The sequence below is a fragment of the Desulfofundulus sp. genome, assembly GCF_049701015.1.
Classification (GTDB): domain Bacteria; phylum Bacillota; class Desulfotomaculia; order Desulfotomaculales; family Desulfovirgulaceae; genus Desulfofundulus.
In genome coordinates this window covers 1-15631 of record NZ_JBNATZ010000038.1, presented here as the reverse complement: position 1 = coordinate 15631, position 15631 = coordinate 1, and the positions used below count along the sequence as shown (strand labels likewise).

Here is a 15631-nt window from a genome sequence, read left to right as displayed (position 1 = left end):
CCAGTACATCCCGTGCTGGCAGGAAATTTTTACGGGCACTGCCGGGCTGTTCCACCAGAGCATTTCTCAGAACTTCATCCAGCCTGTCCACCGGTACCACTTCTATGTCGGGCAGGTCGCGGAAAAGCTCCTGGTAGTTCTCCCGGGGAATGAAAACCTTCCTTGCCCCGGCCTGGCGGGCGGCCTCCACTTTGGGCACAATCCCTCCTACGGGCAACACGAGGCCGCGAATGGAAACCTCGCCGGTCATGGCCACCCGGTTGTCCACCGGGATACCCGTAATGGCGGAGTATACCGCCGTCGCTACCGCCACCCCGGCCGAAGGCCCGTCCACGGGAATCCCGCCGGGGAAATTCACATGGATGTCGTAGTCCCGGGGGTCCACGTCAGTGGTACGGCGCAGGACGGTCAGGACGTTCTCCACCGACCCCCGGGCCATGCTCTTGCGCCGCATGGTCCTCCCGCGCCCGTTTACTTCTTCTTCCTCTACCACTCCGGTCACAACCACCTTGCCCTGACCCCGGGGAGCGGGCAGGGCATTGGCTTCAATTTCCAGAAGCGCTCCCATGTTGGGTCCGTAAACCGCCAGGCCGTTCACCAGGCCCACCTGGGGCTGGGAGGCCACCTTCTTCTCGGGCCGGGGACTGTACTGGCCGCTGTGCACCACCCACTCCACATCGGTCGCCCTGATCTGCTGGCGCCCCTCGGTAAGGGCGATACCCGCGGCAATCTGTACAATGTTGACTGCTTCCCGCCCGTTGGTGGCAAATTTTTTAATTACAGTCAGCCCCCGTTCATCCAGGGGGAAGCCAACCTTGCGAGCGGCATTGGCGGCAATGGTTTCAATTTCATAGGGCAACAAAGGGCGGAAAAAGATCTCCACGCACCGGGAACGCAGCGCGGGCGGCATTTCCTCCGGCGTACGCGTGGTGGCCCCCACCAGGCGGAAATCCGCAGGCAGGCCATTTTGAAAGATATCGTGGATGTGGCTGGGAATGTTGGGATCTTCGGAATTGTAATAGGCGCTTTCCAAAAGGACCCTGCGGTCTTCCATGACCTTGAGCAGCTTGTTCATCTGAATCGGGTGAAGTTCGCCAATCTCATCGATAAAGAGTATCCCGCCATGGGCCCTGGTCACAGCACCGGGTTTGGGTTGGGGTATGCCCGCCATACCCATGGGTCCGGCCCCCTGGTAGATGGGGTCGTGCACCGAGCCGATCAGGGGGTCGGCAATTCCCCGCTCGTCAAAACGGGCCGTGGTAGCATCAACTTCAACAAACTTTGCATTTTCCTTGAAAGGGGAATGGGGATTCTTTTTGGCCTCCTCAAGCACCAGCCTGGCAGCAGCCGTCTTACCCACCCCGGGCGGCCCGTAGATAATAACATGCTGAGGATTGGGGCCGCAAAGGGCCGCCCGCAGTGAGCGCAAGCCCTCTTCCTGGCCAATAATCTCTTCGAACTTGCTGGGCCTGGTTTTTTCAGCCAGAGGCTCGGTGAGGGAAATAGACCGCAAACGCTGCAGCTTTTCTATTTCCCTGCGGGATTCCCGCTCCACGGCTGTCCTGTTGCCCTGCTGGGCCTTCAGAAGGTTCCAGAAGTAAAGGCCGATGATTACTCCGAAGAAAACCTGGACAAAAGTGATAAAGCTACCCACTCCCCCGGGAAATTCTGCCACGGTCATGCCTCCTTGCCTCTATTACTTGGCAGGATCTATTATTGCCTTTTTATGCATCTAAAAAACACCGCCACCCTATTTTTCACAGCATACCCCAACGAAAAAAAGCACACGTCCAAGTCACGTGTGCTTCCAACCGGTAATCCGTCTCCCGGTGATTACGCCGTTTCTTCCTTCTTCTTCTTGCGGTCCACGGCCACCACCAGGGGTTTATCCTTTTTCAGGATGGTGTCCCTGGTGATGATCACCCTGGCGATATCTTCCCGGGAGGGAATCTCGTACATCACATCCAGCATGATGTCTTCCAGAATGGCACGCAGCCCCCGCGCCCCGGTGTTGCGCTTGAGAGCTTCCTGGGCCACCGTCCGCAGGGCGTCTGGATGAAACTCAAGGCTCACCCCATCCAGCTCGAACAGCTTTTCATACTGCTTGACCAGGGCATTCTTGGGCTCGGTCAGGATGCGAATGAGGGCTTCCTCATCCAGGGCATCCAGGGTGACGATAATGGGCAAGCGGCCCACAAACTCGGGGATAAGACCGTATTTAAGCAGGTCTTCAGGTAGAATGTGGCTCAAGATTTCCCCAATCTTCTGGTCACGCTTGCTCTGGATTTCGGCCCCAAAGCCCAGGCCCTTCTTCCCGATGCGGTTCTGGATGATCTTTTCGATACCGTCAAAGGCACCACCGCAGATAAACAGGATGTTGGTGGTATCCAGCTGGATGAACTCCTGGTGGGGGTGCTTGCGGCCACCCTGGGGCGGCACGCTGGCAACAGTGCCCTCCAGGATCTTTAAAAGAGCCTGCTGAACACCCTCGCCGGACACGTCCCGGGTAATGGACGGGTTTTCCGACTTGCGGGCGATCTTGTCAATTTCGTCAATGTAGACGATGCCCTTTTCCGCTTTCTCCACATCGTAATCAGCCGCCTGGATGAGTTTCAACAGGATGTTTTCCACGTCCTCACCCACATAACCGGCCTCAGTCAGAGATGTGGCGTCAGCAATGGCAAAGGGTACATTGAGCAACCGGGCCAGGGTCTGGGCCAGCAGGGTTTTACCGCAGCCCGTCGGCCCCAGCATGATAATGTTGCTCTTCTGCAGTTCCACATCGTCTATCTTGCCACCCAGGTTGATACGCTTGTAGTGGTTGTAAACCGCCACGGCCAGGGTTTTCTTGGCCTGCTCCTGGCCGATGACGTACTGGTCCAGTATTTCTTTAATTTCCTTGGGCTTGGGAATATCCCCCAGGTCAAGCCCAAGGTCCTCGCTCAGTTCCTCTTCAATAATTTCATTGCAAAGCTCAATACACTCATCACAAATGTAGACCCCAGGACCGGCCACCAGTTTTTTGACCTGGTCCTGAAGCTTGCCGCAAAAGGAGCACTTGAGCTGACCTTTGTCGTTAAACATGGCTAAACACCTCTTTTATTTTGGCTTCCGGTAATTCAACACCTCATCGATGATACCATATTCTTTTGCTTCCTCAGCTGACATAAAGAAATCACGCTCGGTATCTTTGGCAATTTTTTCCCTCGACTGGCCGGTATGTTTGGCCAGCAGCTCGTTAAGGATATCTTTTATGCGAAGGATTTCCCGGGCATGAATCTCAATTTCCGTGGCCTGACCCTGCACCCCGCCCAGAGGCTGGTGCAGCATGATACGAGCGTAAGGTAGTGCATAACGCTTGCCCTTGGCCCCGGCAGCCAGCAAGAAGGAGCCCATGCTGGCGGCCTGGCCCAGGCAGATGGTGGAAACATCCGGTTTGATATACTGCATGGTATCGTAAATGGCGAGCCCGGCAGTAACGATTCCGCCGGGAGAATTGATATAAAAATGGATATCTTTTTCGGGATCTTCAGCCTCCAGGAAGAGCATCTGGGCAATAACCAGGTTGGCCACATGGTCGTCTATGGGTCCACCGATAAAAATTATCCGGTCTTTTAAAAGGCGTGAATAAATATCATATGCCCGCTCACCGCGGTTGGTTTGTTCAACGACAATCGGAACCAGGGTCGACATCGTAACGTTACCTCCTGCGTAAAGGATGGATTTTCATTCGAGCGTTCACCACGGGAAATTACTCCGCTGCTGTTTGCTGCCCGTCTTGAGCAACTATCCTGGCATGGTCAACCAGAAACTGGATTACCTTTTCCCGCACCAACCCGGTTATGACCGCCTCCAGCTGCCCCTGACCTTCCACCACTTTACGCACTACCTCAGGGTCCTGCTGCATTTCCTTAGCCATGCGCTCAATTTCGGCCTGTATTTCTTCCTCGGTGACGGTGATGTTTTCAGCCCTGGCGATGGCATCCAGCACCAGCATGGTCTTCAGGCTCTCCTGGGCATCCGGGCGGAGGCGTTCTTCCATATCCTCCATGGTGCTGTTCGAATACTTCAGGTAGTTTTCAAGAGTAAGGCCCTGAACCATCAAGCGCCGTTCCAGGCTTTGAAGCATTTCCGCCAGACGGGTCTTGATCATTTCTTCGGGGATATCGACCTGCGCATTTTCCACCGCTTTCTTGAGGACAGCCTGCCTGATTTCTGCTTTTGCCCTGTTTTCAGCAGCTTGTTTTAATTTATTCTCCAGGTCCGCCCTTAATTCCTCCAGGGTATCAAATTCGCTTACGTCCTTGGCAAACTCGTCATCCAGTGGAGCTAGTTCCCTGCGCCTGATGGCCTTCACAGTGACGGTGAATACTGCTTCCTTTCCCGAGAGCTCCGGCCTGGGATAGTCCTCGGGAAAACGAGCCGTAATTTCCCTGGTTTCATTGATGGACATCCCAACCAGCTGTTCCTCAAAACCGGGAATTAAACCGGCATTCCCAACCTCCAGCGTGTAATCGGTAGCCTGCCCCCCTTCAAACGGTTCGCCGTCAACACGGCCTTCAAAATCAATGGTGACAAAATCCCCTTGCTGCACCGTACCCTCGTCAAGGCTTACCAGCTTGGCATGACGGTTCTGCAGCCGTTCCAGTTCCTTCTGGACATCTTCAGGTGTGACTTCCGTACCTGGTTGGGTTACTTCCAACCCCTTATACTGACCCAGTTCTACTTCAGGTTTTACCACAACCCTGGCCTTGAACACCACCGGCTTACCCTCTTCCACCTGGACAAGTTCCAGCTGGGGCTGGGCCACCGGCTCGATACCCGTATCCTGTACCGCTTTAAAATAAGCCTCCGGAATAAGGATTTCCACTGCTTCATCCAGCAATGCCTGTTTGCCGATATGCCGCTCCAGGATAATCCGGGGAGCTTTACCAGGCCGGAAACCGGGCACGTTGACCTTCCTGGCCAGTTTCCGGTAGGCTTTATCCATTGCCTGGGAAAATTGATCGGCATCTACCTCTACTTCCAGTAAAACAGTGTTTTTCTCTATCCTTTCCGCGTTAGCTTTCATCTATGCTCCCCCTTATAACAGCTTTTTAGCAACACCAGATTTAACCCCTTTTAACCCTTTTTGCCATATACAGGTCGAACATTACTATAGTGTAACCATTTTTTCAGGTAAATACTTAATTCTACGGTTGAAGGATATTTCCTCCAGAAAGAAAGACCTTTTACCTCCCAGCCCCCAAAAAATTTACGGTAAAATTCGCACCGGAAAAGTCTTTCCTGGCCTGATATATGCGCCGTACACTAGTAAGGTATTTTACCTGAAGAGAGCAAAAACTGCAATACCAAATTATGTTAAAAAGAGCCTGTCTCCCGCATCTCCCAGGCCGGGTACAATATAACCAGAGTCGTTTAAAACCGGGTCTATGGAAGCGGTCACGATCCGGATACCCGGGAATCCCCGGACAACCCGTTCTATCCCGGGTTCCACGGCAAACGCGCAAACGAGGGTCACTTTGTCGCTCGAGCAACCGGCTTCACGCAACAACTCCAGAACTTTTACGCTGGTGTTACCAGTCGCCAGCATGGGGTCCAGTATAAATACATGGTCGTACTCAAACGCATTACCGGGCACTGAACTCAGGTAAACCCTCGCTTCCAGTGTATCGTGGTCCCTGGCCACGCCCACGTGGGCGACCCCGGCTTTGGGCAGGAATTCAAAGAAACTGTCCACAAAACCCAGGCCTGCCCGCAGCACCGGGACCAGAAGACACCTGGCGGAGTCCACTTCCTCAACCCGGGCTTCCACACCCAGGGGTGTAACCACGGTGGTTTCCCTGGTGGGCAGGTGACGGGTCGCCTCCACGGCCAGCACGAGGCCCAGCTCTCGCAAAGCCCTGCGAAAGAGCTCGGTACCGGTTTCCCGGTCCCGCAGAGTCCGGAGCCGGTCGCTGACCAGGGGATGCTTGACCAAAATCACGGAATTCACTTTTCCCCCTCCTGCAACAGGATCAGTTATACAAGTATGCTGAATAACTACGCTATATTATTCACCGTTTTTCTGTAACCCCGTGGCACCTTTTCCTGCCACGCTTTAATTATACCATGGGAGCAAATGTTTGGGGACATACACATACACAAAGATATGTCTTGACTCAGAATCTCTCAAATGTTACATTCTTACCGATTAAAGATAAAAAGGAGACAGAGGAAAATGTCTGAAGATATAAGGGAATACCTCGAACCAGTTTTTATTAAAGCCAGAAACCTCCCTGAAGCCTGGTACCTGCTCTTAAAAAAGCTCTTCGAAATTGACGCCTACACATACTTCCCCGAGTGGGGCGGCGGCGCAGATGAGCAGGGCCGGTGCGACAACAGCCGGCGTGAATTCGACTTCCTGGTGTGCCAGATCACGCACCCCTGGGAGCGGCCGCTCTGCGATATCCTGCCGCCAGGACTGGGCATTCCGGCACCCCCTACCACGATGGACAAGATCGAGGAATACTTTGCCACCTACATCCTGAACCCGTACAGATCAGAAAACGAGTCTTACACCTACGGAGAGCGCATCTGCCAGCAGGTGGACGACCTGATCCGTTACTACCGCACTTATGGTTTCGACCACGTCAAAGGGTGTATAGAAGTAGCTTCCCCTGCCGACCTGGCCAGAGGGAAGTCCCTGCCGTGCCTCAGGCTGATTGACACCAAAATCCGCCTGGACAGAAAGGCGGGGGTCTACCGGCTGCATTTTTATGTTTACTTCAGGGCGTGGGATTTGTGGGGTGGTTTTCCGGTAAACATGGGCGGTCTGCAGTTGTTCAAAGAGTGGTTGATCGAACAAATAGGACCTCACCCCAAGACAGGCATCCCCCTGGAAGACGGAGAGATGATCGTCATGTCCAAGAGTCTCAATGTGCGCGGTCACATGGAGCCCTACGCTCGCGCCAGGGTCGGCCTGTAAAGTTACACAGGGGCGAACATACCCACTAGTCTGAAAACCCGGGATGGACCAGGACCAGCCCGGGTTTTTGTTTTATGTAGATTTCAAGAAACCGCTGTTAACCGTAAAGGAACACATGTCCGAGCAAACTACTTGGGGGATATTTAGTAATGTATTTCGTGATCAAAAGTTGGCTAATTGACTACTTCTTTATTATGATATATATTATCGTTAACGATACTTTATTGAAAGGAGGGAGTCAGGGGGGTTTTTAAAACCCTTTTATTATGGATCCTGATACCAACAGAACTTATAACGAACTGGTCGACCTTTCTAAATTGTGTGGCGGCTTGTTTCTCAAGGGATTATTGCCCTTTTATGTCCTTTGTTTATTGTCCAAAGAAAAAATGTATGGAAAACAAATTATGGACCGGATAATGGAGATGACCAGGGGAAACTGGAAACCTTCCCCGGGCTCCATTTACCCCATGCTTCAGAAAATGGAAAGGATGGGTCTTATCTCTCAAAGTACAGATCCTGCAAGAGGATTGGTCAGAGTTTATGAACTGACTGCCCGGGGCAGACAGGTATACCTGGACATGAGAGAGGAGATCAAGCCCCGGCTGGCCAAAACGATTGAAGTTCTACGTCTCCACCTGGCAGAAATCTAACTTTCAACTGACCACGGAGGATGTGACACAATGTCTGCTGTTCAACGCATACTTGGTTTGGCCATGAATACCGCAGCTGAAATTTATACAAGAAAATTTGAAACGGATACCATAAACGCAGTTGCAGTCAACGAAAAGGTTCTAAAAAGGATATTACATTTAAACCGTGATTCCGCATACGGTCGCCTCCACAAGTTCCAGGCCATAAGTAATGTCAAGGAATATAAGCAAAGAGTACCCTTAACTACCTACAACGATTATGAACCTTACATTGAAAGAATGGCCACTGGTGAGAAAAACGTCCTGACTTCGCTCCCGGTAATATATTTTGGTTTGAGTTCCGGAACCACGGGCAGGCAAAAGTTAATACCCGTCACCTCTGTGAGCAGGAAATTGGTCAACACCCATATGATGCTGCTGACCCAGGGTATATTGCACCGTTCGATACCGGGTCACCGCAGCGACCGGAGAGGATTACTATTAATGAATTCGGCCAGGAACGGCTCAACCAGCGGAGGAATCCCGGTCGGTGCGGCAACTTCGAGCGGAATGGCTTCCATGAAAGCGATCACACCTTACCTGTGGACTTCACCTCCTGAAATTTTAGAGTTAACCGACCAGCGAACAGCACTGTATTTACACCTGCTTTTTGCGCTCAGGGAAAAAGAACTCGGTTTTATCAACGCACCTTTCCCATCATCGATACTCCACCTGTTCCGTGTTCTGGAAGAAGAATGGTCCAATTTAACTGCCGACCTGGCAAAAGGGAGCCTCAGCAAACACCTGAATTTGGAACCGGAAATCAGGGCAGCGCTTCAGAAACGACTGCTGCCCGACCCCGGCCGGGCTGAACAACTGGCCTCAGAGATTAGCAGGGGGATGACAGGCATAGCTTTACGTCTGTGGCCCCGGATGCAGTATATCTGCTGCGTGGCCGGGGGAAGCTTCAAAATTTATATGGACAAACTTCAACTATACATCGGGCAACTACCCGTTTATTCAGCTGTTTATAGTGCTACCGAAGCCATGGTGGGTATAGCCATCAGGCCCGGCGAGACCAGTTATGTGCTTACACCCCGGACCGCTTTTTTTGAATTCATTCCGGCAGACCAGCTTGATAAATCAAATCCGGCCACACTCAATCTTAACCAGCTGGAACCGGGACAAAGTTACGAGGTTGTGGTTACCAACTATGCGGGATTGTATCGCTACAGGCTTGGAGACATAATCAAGGTGACGGGTTATTTCAACAACAGCCCGGTCATTGAATTTTTACACAGAAAAGGGCAGTTACTCAACCTGGCGGGGGAAAAAACCCTGGAAGAGGCAGTCTATTGCGCACTAGGAAAGGCTGCCAGACAATGGGGCTGTGTCCTGGTGGATTATACCACAGCGCTCGACCTTGACACGTCACCCGGAAGATACGTGTTCTTTGTTGAAGTTCTCAATCCCGAAGGATTAACGGATATGACACAATGCCGGGACGTTCTGGAAAAAGCACTAGAAGAGGCCAATCCAAGGTACGGAGCCAACCTTAAGGCCGGGCGTATAGGCAACCTGTCATTACGGGTGGTTAAGCCGGGTACTTTTCAAGAACTCCAGCAAAGACTCATAGCAAAGGGTGCTTCCATGAACCAGGTGAAAGTTCCAAGGCTGGTCGAAGACCAGAAATTACTCCAATTTTTATCCCGTTCCGTTATAAATTCAAAATGCGAACAGGGGTTGGCGCAATGAGCAAAAACATCGGACCGGTGACAATCCTTTTTATTACCTTGTTCCTGGTAATGGCAGGTTTTGGCATCGTCATCCCGATTTTCCCCTTTATGATTGTCAAACTGGGTGGAGGACCCGCCACCCTGGGATTCTTTATGGCTACCTATTCTTTGATGCAATTTATTTTTGCTCCTTTGTGGGGCAGGCTGTCCGACCGCATCGGCAGGAGACCGTTTTTGCTAATGGGTTTGAGCGGATACGGAATTACGTTTATATTGTTTGGTTTGGCCTCGAAACTATGGATGATGTTTGCTATCAGAATACTCTCCGGCATTATTTCATCGGCCACCCTGCCCACAGCCATGGCCTACATTGCTGACAAAACCAGCGGTGAAGAAAGGTCCCGGGGTATGGGCATGATGGGCGCAGCCATGGGACTGGGCATGATTGCAGGCCCGGCTATAGGAGGCTGGTTGGGCCATTACAACTTCACCCTGCCCTTTTTCGTAGCCGGAGGATTGGCCATCTTGAACCTGCTTTTTGCCATTTCCTTTCTACCCGAGTCTCTTGAAAAGCGCGGTCCCAGCAAAGCTACAGGCAGGGACAGGATTACCCTGAACGTTTTGAAAAACCCTCTTCTGGTAATTTTTGTTCTCGGCTTCGTACTGTACTTCACCATGTCGATGTTCGAAGCAACGTTTGCTTTATTTGCGGCCCAAAAAGCCGGTTTCGGCCCCAGAGAAGTCGGAGTCCTCTTCGCTATTCTCGGCTTGACCGGCGTTGCCGTTCAGGGAGGGCTGCTTGGCAAGCTGGCTAAAAGGTTCGGTGACGTTAATCTGATCAGAACAGGTATGCTCGTCTCATCCCTCGGCATGTTACTTATTTTAACGACTTCCAACAGGTTATTGCTGATTCTGAACGCCGCAATCTTCAATACAGGCACCTCTTTACTCGGACCAAGCGCTTCCAGCCTATTGTCTAAAAATGCATCAGGCAGGCAGGCGAGCGCTATGGGACTGATGCAGTCGTCCAACAGCCTCGGCCGGATACTGGGACCGGTGGCTGGTGGTGCATTATATGACCTCCATATGAATGTGCCGTATTTTTCGGGCGCTGCGATTATGTTGCTGACGGCTGCGGCCACATGGTTTAAAATAGCCAGCTTCGAACCCCCCAAGCTTGTCGAACAGACCCGTTGAACAGCTTTAAAACCGGAAGCAACCTTTAAAAAGCAATCCGACTAAACCCAACGGGCGGCAAGATGATCAGCTCACCGCTCCGGGCAGCAGGCCGCACTGACCGGCCTGCTGTCGGCCCAAATTAACAGTTTCTTATTTCCCGCCAAAGGGTAGCGGCTCTCCATGTTTTTTCAGACTCTCGATGTACCCTCTTATGGCGTCCTCAGCCATTGCCTCCGGGTTGAGTTTGGCTATTCTGGCACAAAAAACCCTCCTCGTCAGAAACAACGGATTTCTCGAGGAGGGTCAGTCCGTAAACCTTTGATTTTTCTTACATGGCGTCCCAGGAGGGATTCGAACCCCCGACCCACGGATTAGAAGTCCGTTGCTCTGTCCAGCTGAGCTACTGGGACATCACCGGGGGCGGCTGGCTTTTTGCCCGCCCCCATTGATTTGTAGCGACTATATTATACTATAGAAGCACCAAACCGGCAACAGCCTGTAACTCTCTTTTTACAGGCTCCCCACAACCCTGCCCAACAAAGGGGGTCACGCCTACACTTGCGAAACCTGGGGCTGACTCAAGGGGTTGATACCGGCCTTCTGCATCAGCCGGCAAAAGAGGCAGGTATCTGCCGTGGTCGGCTGACCGCACAGGGAACAGTCTTTTAATTCCACCGGTTCACCGGTAAAATTCCTGCGCCCCCTCTCCCAGAAACCGAAAAGGAATCTCCTCTTGGTGCCGGGCATTTTATCTTCCAGAGAATTAACCAGGTCTTTATAGACTAAAGATGTTGCCCCCCGGGCCAGAGGGCAGTCTCCGGCCCAAAATTCAATACCCTTCACACGGCAGTACATCTCCGTTTCCTGTTCACCCAGCCGCACCAGCGGTTTAATGCGCGCGGGGAGGCGGGGGTGCGTGGAAGGCAGGCAGGGATACTGGCGCGCCAGGTAACCTTCCTGCCAGCTGAACAAATTGCTTAGCAATGCCGCCGTCTCATCGTCCAGGTTATGCCCCGTTGCCACCACCCGGTAGCCTTTTTGTTGTACCACCATGTTCATCAGGTACCTTTTAACCGTACCACAGACTGAACAGCTAACCCGGCGGGTGCGCCGAACGATTTCCTCCATATTCGTGCCGTACGTATCCACCAGGGAGAGGACGTACAGCCGCGCTCCCCGGACGGCGGCAAACTTCTCACAAACCAGCCGGGATTTCCTTGAATATTCTCCTATACCCAGGTCGATGTGCAACCCGTCAGCCTCGTAGCCCAGTGACAGAAGGGCATCCCAGAGGGCCATGCTGTCCTTGCCGCCCGATACGGCGACCAGCACCTGCTGACCCCCCGCCATCATTTTATATTTTTCAACGGCCCTGCCAACCTGCCTTAAAAAGTATTCGATAAAGTGTTCTTCGCAAAAAGCTGCATTGGTCGACTTCAGATCGATGACCGGTTCCCCTTTGCATTTCACACAGCGCCGCATTTCAAACACCCTCCTTCCCTGTAGACAGCGTGGAAAGATGGGGAACTCTCAGCAGCACCGGCGCGGTTCGGAAAATCAGGTATTATCAATAATTGGAGCGGGTGATGGGAATCGAACCCACGTACCCGGCTTGGAAGGCCGGTGCTCTACCATTGAGCTACACCCGCTCGCAAAGAAAAGCTTCAGTTGTCATCAGCAAATAATATTATAACGGAAAGATAGGCGGAAGTCAAAACAATTATCAGGAAAAACAGGGAGATAAAAGGGACGGCCCGCTACAGTAGAACTGCTGCCGCCAGCCTGCCTATCCCCGCACAAACCCCGTAGGATAATCCTGCCAGGAGGGCAGTAACCGGCAGCGTCACCAGCCAGGCTGTCACGATTTTCTGGGCTGTCCCCCACTTGACCGTGGAAAAACGCCTGGCCGTACCCACACCGATGACCGAAGAGGAAATGACATGGGTGGTACTCACGGGGAGCTTTAAAAATGTAGCCCCCAGGATCACCAGGGCTGAACTCAAGTCGGCGGAAAAACCACTACCCGGGTCCAGCTTGATGATACGCGTACCCACAGTTTTAATGATCCTCCAGCCACCCACCGAAGTGCCCAGCGCCATGGCCAGGGCGGCGGAGAGCTTGACCCAAACCGGAATGTGAAGCGAGTTTTGAAACCCGCCGGCCACCAGGGCGAAGGTAATGATACCCATGGTTTTCTGGGCATCGTTGGTGCCGTGGGAAAAGGCCTGGAAAGCAGCGGTAAAAACCTGTAGTATGCGGAAGCGGCGGTTAATCCGGTGAGGAACAGAGTAGTGGAAAATCACCTTGATGAGGGTCATGATGGTAAAACCGGCAACAACAGCCAGCAGCGGTGACAGGATCAGGGCTTCCAGAATGCTGATGAAACCATGAAAATTAACTGCCGAAAAACCTGCTGATGTAATCACCGCACCGGTCAAAGAACCAATCAGGGCGTGGGAGGAACTGCTGGGCAGGCCGTAGTACCAGGTGAACAGGTTCCAGATACTGGCCGCTATAAGAGCAGCCAGCACAACTACCATCCCGTTGCTCAGGCTCAAGGGGTCAGCTATTTTCCCGCCGATAGTCTTTGCCACACCCGTGAAGGTCATGGCCCCTATGAAGTTCATCACGGAAGCCAGGACGATCGCCGTCCGCGGCCTCAAAGCCTTGGTGGAAATGGAAGTGGCGATGGCGTTGGCTGTATCGTGAAAACCGTTGATAAAGTCAAAGGTGAGTGCCAGGAGAATTACCAAAACAATCAGCGCCAAGTGACTGTCAAACACCCGGCATTTCTCCTTTCTCCATTATGGGCTGGACAGGTCCTCCCTAAGTATATTAACATTGATCTCCGCAGAGATTTGTTAAAAATCTGTTAAATTTAATCTTTCCTGTCACTACAAATCGATCCCTCTGGACTTTTGAACATTATAACGTTTAAAATATAAGGAAAAAGACGGAGGTAACTGGAGGCAAATTTTTCTATGATTTTAAAACGCAGGCAAGATGTTTTTTTTGAACACTTCATCCTGATTGTGAAGAATTTGAAAGAGGCTGCCAGGCTTTTCCGGGAAAACGTCGAACTCCTGGAGGATACTGAAAGCTATGCGGAAAACATCAAGCTCCTGGAAGACCGGGGCGACGAGTACACCCATACCATCTTCAAAGCATTAAACCAGACCTTCATAACCCCGTTGGAACGGGAAGACATTATGCTGCTCACAGTAAAGCTGGACGACGTCCTCGACGGGATGGAAGCCTGCTCGGACCTGCTGGACATATACCGGATTAAAGAACCAGACCCATACATGCGCCTGTTCGCCCGGATCGTGGAAAACTGCATGGATGAGATTGTGGAAGCGGTTCAGCTGCTGGCCGACAAAAAATTAAATGAAATCCACCGCCACACCTTCCGTATCAACGACCTGGAGAAAGAGGCCGACCAGCTCTACCGCGAGAGTTTGCAGGTCCTCTTCCACGAAAATAACGACCTGAAAAAGATTATCCAATTTAAAGAAATCTACGAAAAAATGGAATCCATTCTTGACTGCTGTGAAGATGTGGCCAACGTTCTGGAAGGCATCATAATGCGCAGCTAAAACTTTTAAAAACCCCCGGCTGCCACCGCCGCCGGGGTTACATTTTTGTGGTCCTTTTACCGCTGGGGGCCAAAACTCGCTTTAACTTCCCGCCCTTCAATGATCAGAAGGCCGCACCCGGGTCCCTGTTGTCCCCGGGGGTCATAGACGCTGCCCGGGTTGAAAAATAAAATACCTTCGTGCTCCTGGCAGTAACGGACGTGGGTATGTCCAAAAACCACCACATCTACCCGCAGTTCAAGGGCGCGGTACAGAAGTTTTTGCAGTGAGGAATGCACGTGGTAAAGGTGGCCGTGGGTCAGGAACACCTTTTTTCCGGCCAGTTCCAGCACCTCTTCCCCCGGCCCACCTTTGGGGAAGTCGCAGTTGCCGGCCACCGCATGCACCGGTATATCCAGCGCCTCCCCCAGCAACTGGCCGTCGCGGTAAAAATCTCCGGCATGCAGCAATAAGTCGAGCGGCTCAAGCTCATTTAAAAGTTTTAACGCCCGGTCTACTTTCCCGTGGGTATCACTGATCACGCCTATGCGCACCAATCAACACTCCGTCCTCCTCAGACTGTATCCGGTCCCCGGCGCAGGCCTGCCAGAATTTCCCGGATCAGGGCCAGGGCACGGCCGCGGTGGCTGATCTGGTTTTTAACCGCCGGTTCCAGCTCGGCAAAGGTCTTCCCCCAGGCAGGTACATAAAAGAGGGGGTCATAGCCAAAGCCCCCCTCACCCCGGGGTCTATCTGCAATTACCCCCTCACAGGCCCCTTCCGCGGTAAAGACCTGCCCGGTGGGAGTAGCCACGGCGACCACACAGCGAAAGCGGGCAGTACGCCTTTCAGGAGGAACACCGGCTAGAAGCCTTAGAAGTTTTTCATTATTAGCCCGGTCGTCGTGCCTTTCTCCTGCAAAGCGGGCCGAATGCACCCCCGGAGCACCGCCCAGATAATCCACTTCCAGACCAGAATCATCGGCCAGGGCCATCTGGCCGGTATAACGGGCCACCACAGTGGCCTTTTTGACCGCATTCTCTTTAAATGTCGCACCGTCCTCAATTATTTCCGGCACACCGGGGTATTGATTAAGGGAAACAACCTCATAACCCAGCGGGGAGAGCAGTTCGCTGAGTTCCCTCACCTTACCCTGATTGCGTGTAGCCAGTACCAGTTTCATCTCTCATTTCCCCTTTGGGTCCAATCTGGCTGACCAGGGCCGGCCCCAGGACTTCCTTCTGATAATCCACCAGCAGCCGAATACCTTCCGCCGCCAGGTCCAGCATGCGGTTCAATTCCTCCCGGGTGAAGGAGGCTTCCTCCCCCGTACCCTGCACTTCCACCAGACGGCCTTCACCAGTCATCACCACATTCATATCCACCTCGGCAGCCGAGTCCTCGGCAAAGCACAGGTCCAGAACCACTTCACCGTTTACCACGCCTACACTGGTAGCAGCCACAAAATCTTTAACGGGCAAATAGGGGATTCAGGGATACCATCTCCCTTGTGGTAGGCGCTTATTTGAATCAGTTGGCCGAGAA

Annotated in this window: 14 protein-coding genes, 2 tRNA genes and 1 pseudogene; 5 read left to right on the top strand and 12 right to left on the bottom strand. The window is 52.6% G+C overall.

The genetic code is table 11. From position 1 onward, the window contains the following. From lonB to upp, 5 genes are all read right to left on the bottom strand, one after another. Positions 1–1675 (bottom strand): ATP-dependent protease LonB (gene lonB / locus ACPLUI_RS04165; RefSeq protein WP_424659012.1); only part of this gene is annotated, 1675 nt, incomplete at its 3' end. A gap of 158 nt (positions 1676–1833) precedes the next feature. Then, a complete protein-coding gene (gene clpX / locus ACPLUI_RS04160; protein ID WP_424659011.1) occupies positions 1834–3084 on the bottom strand; it encodes an ATP-dependent Clp protease ATP-binding subunit ClpX in 1251 nt (416 codons plus the stop codon). A gap of 15 nt (positions 3085–3099) precedes the next feature. Next, positions 3100–3693 (bottom strand): ATP-dependent Clp endopeptidase proteolytic subunit ClpP, encoded by a 594-nt coding sequence (gene clpP / locus ACPLUI_RS04155; RefSeq protein ID WP_424659010.1) that lies wholly within the window; start codon positions 3691–3693, stop codon positions 3100–3102. A gap of 58 nt (positions 3694–3751) precedes the next feature. Continuing rightward, positions 3752–5071 carry a trigger factor gene (gene tig / locus ACPLUI_RS04150; protein WP_424659009.1) on the bottom strand — a complete coding sequence of 440 codons (1320 nt, stop codon included), beginning with the start codon at positions 5069–5071 and terminating at the stop codon, positions 3752–3754. Between the two features lie 285 nt (positions 5072–5356). Further along, positions 5357–5995, bottom strand: coding sequence for a uracil phosphoribosyltransferase (gene upp / locus ACPLUI_RS04145; protein WP_424659008.1), 639 nt, complete (start codon positions 5993–5995; stop codon positions 5357–5359). A gap of 225 nt (positions 5996–6220) precedes the next feature. Between upp and ACPLUI_RS04140 the strand changes: the two genes are divergently transcribed. The 4 genes from ACPLUI_RS04140 to ACPLUI_RS04125 all read left to right on the top strand — a co-directional run bounded on the left by ACPLUI_RS04140 (position 6221) and on the right by ACPLUI_RS04125 (position 10529). Then, the gene (locus tag ACPLUI_RS04140) at positions 6221–6967 is read left to right on the top strand and encodes a hypothetical protein (protein ID WP_424659007.1); all 747 of its coding nucleotides are present in this window, start codon (positions 6221–6223) and stop codon (positions 6965–6967) included. 266 nt (positions 6968–7233) lie between these two features. Continuing rightward, entirely contained in the window at positions 7234–7617 is a 384-nt protein-coding gene (locus tag ACPLUI_RS04135; protein ID WP_424659006.1) for a PadR family transcriptional regulator, read from the top strand. 30 nt (positions 7618–7647) lie between these two features. Further along, entirely contained in the window at positions 7648–9351 is a 1704-nt protein-coding gene (locus ACPLUI_RS04130) for a GH3 auxin-responsive promoter family protein (protein ID WP_424659005.1), read from the top strand. Next, on the top strand, positions 9348–10529 hold the full coding sequence (locus ACPLUI_RS04125) for an MFS transporter (RefSeq protein WP_424659004.1): 1182 nt from the start codon (positions 9348–9350) through the stop codon (positions 10527–10529). The genes ACPLUI_RS04130 and ACPLUI_RS04125 overlap by 4 nt, the downstream gene beginning before the upstream one ends. Positions 10530–10844: 315 nt before the next feature. Here the strand turns inward: ACPLUI_RS04125 and ACPLUI_RS04120 are convergent. The 4 genes from ACPLUI_RS04120 to ACPLUI_RS04105 all read right to left on the bottom strand — a co-directional run bounded on the left by ACPLUI_RS04120 (position 10845) and on the right by ACPLUI_RS04105 (position 13294). After that, positions 10845–10921, bottom strand: a tRNA-Arg gene (locus ACPLUI_RS04120). A gap of 142 nt (positions 10922–11063) precedes the next feature. Continuing rightward, positions 11064–11993: an ATP-binding protein gene (locus ACPLUI_RS04115; RefSeq protein ID WP_424659003.1), complete on the bottom strand. Its 930-nt coding sequence runs from the start codon at positions 11991–11993 to the stop codon at positions 11064–11066. A 93-nt stretch (positions 11994–12086) separates the two neighbouring features. Continuing rightward, a tRNA-Gly gene (locus tag ACPLUI_RS04110) sits at positions 12087–12160 on the bottom strand. A gap of 108 nt (positions 12161–12268) precedes the next feature. Further along, a complete protein-coding gene (locus ACPLUI_RS04105; RefSeq protein WP_424659002.1) occupies positions 12269–13294 on the bottom strand; it encodes an anion permease in 1026 nt (341 codons plus the stop codon). A 198-nt stretch (positions 13295–13492) separates the two neighbouring features. Here ACPLUI_RS04105 and ACPLUI_RS04100 point away from each other — a divergent pair, with 198 nt between their 5' ends. After that, complete coding sequence (locus ACPLUI_RS04100) at positions 13493–14107, top strand: DUF47 domain-containing protein (protein ID WP_424659001.1); 615 nt, start codon at positions 13493–13495, stop codon at positions 14105–14107. A gap of 56 nt (positions 14108–14163) precedes the next feature. On the opposite strand, the gene ACPLUI_RS04095 is transcribed toward ACPLUI_RS04100, so the two are convergent. From ACPLUI_RS04095 to ACPLUI_RS04085, 3 genes and pseudogenes are all read right to left on the bottom strand, one after another. Continuing rightward, positions 14164–14640: a metallophosphoesterase gene (locus tag ACPLUI_RS04095; protein ID WP_424659013.1), complete on the bottom strand. Its 477-nt coding sequence runs from the start codon at positions 14638–14640 to the stop codon at positions 14164–14166. A 20-nt stretch (positions 14641–14660) separates the two neighbouring features. Then, positions 14661–15269, bottom strand: a complete 609-nt coding sequence (locus ACPLUI_RS04090; RefSeq protein ID WP_424659000.1) for an XTP/dITP diphosphatase — start codon at positions 15267–15269, stop codon at positions 14661–14663. Next, positions 15235–15567, bottom strand: a pseudogene (locus ACPLUI_RS04085) (ribonuclease PH); the annotation flags it as partial. The pseudogene ACPLUI_RS04085 and the gene ACPLUI_RS04090, both read right to left, overlap by 35 nt. Positions 15568–15631 lie beyond the last annotated feature (64 nt).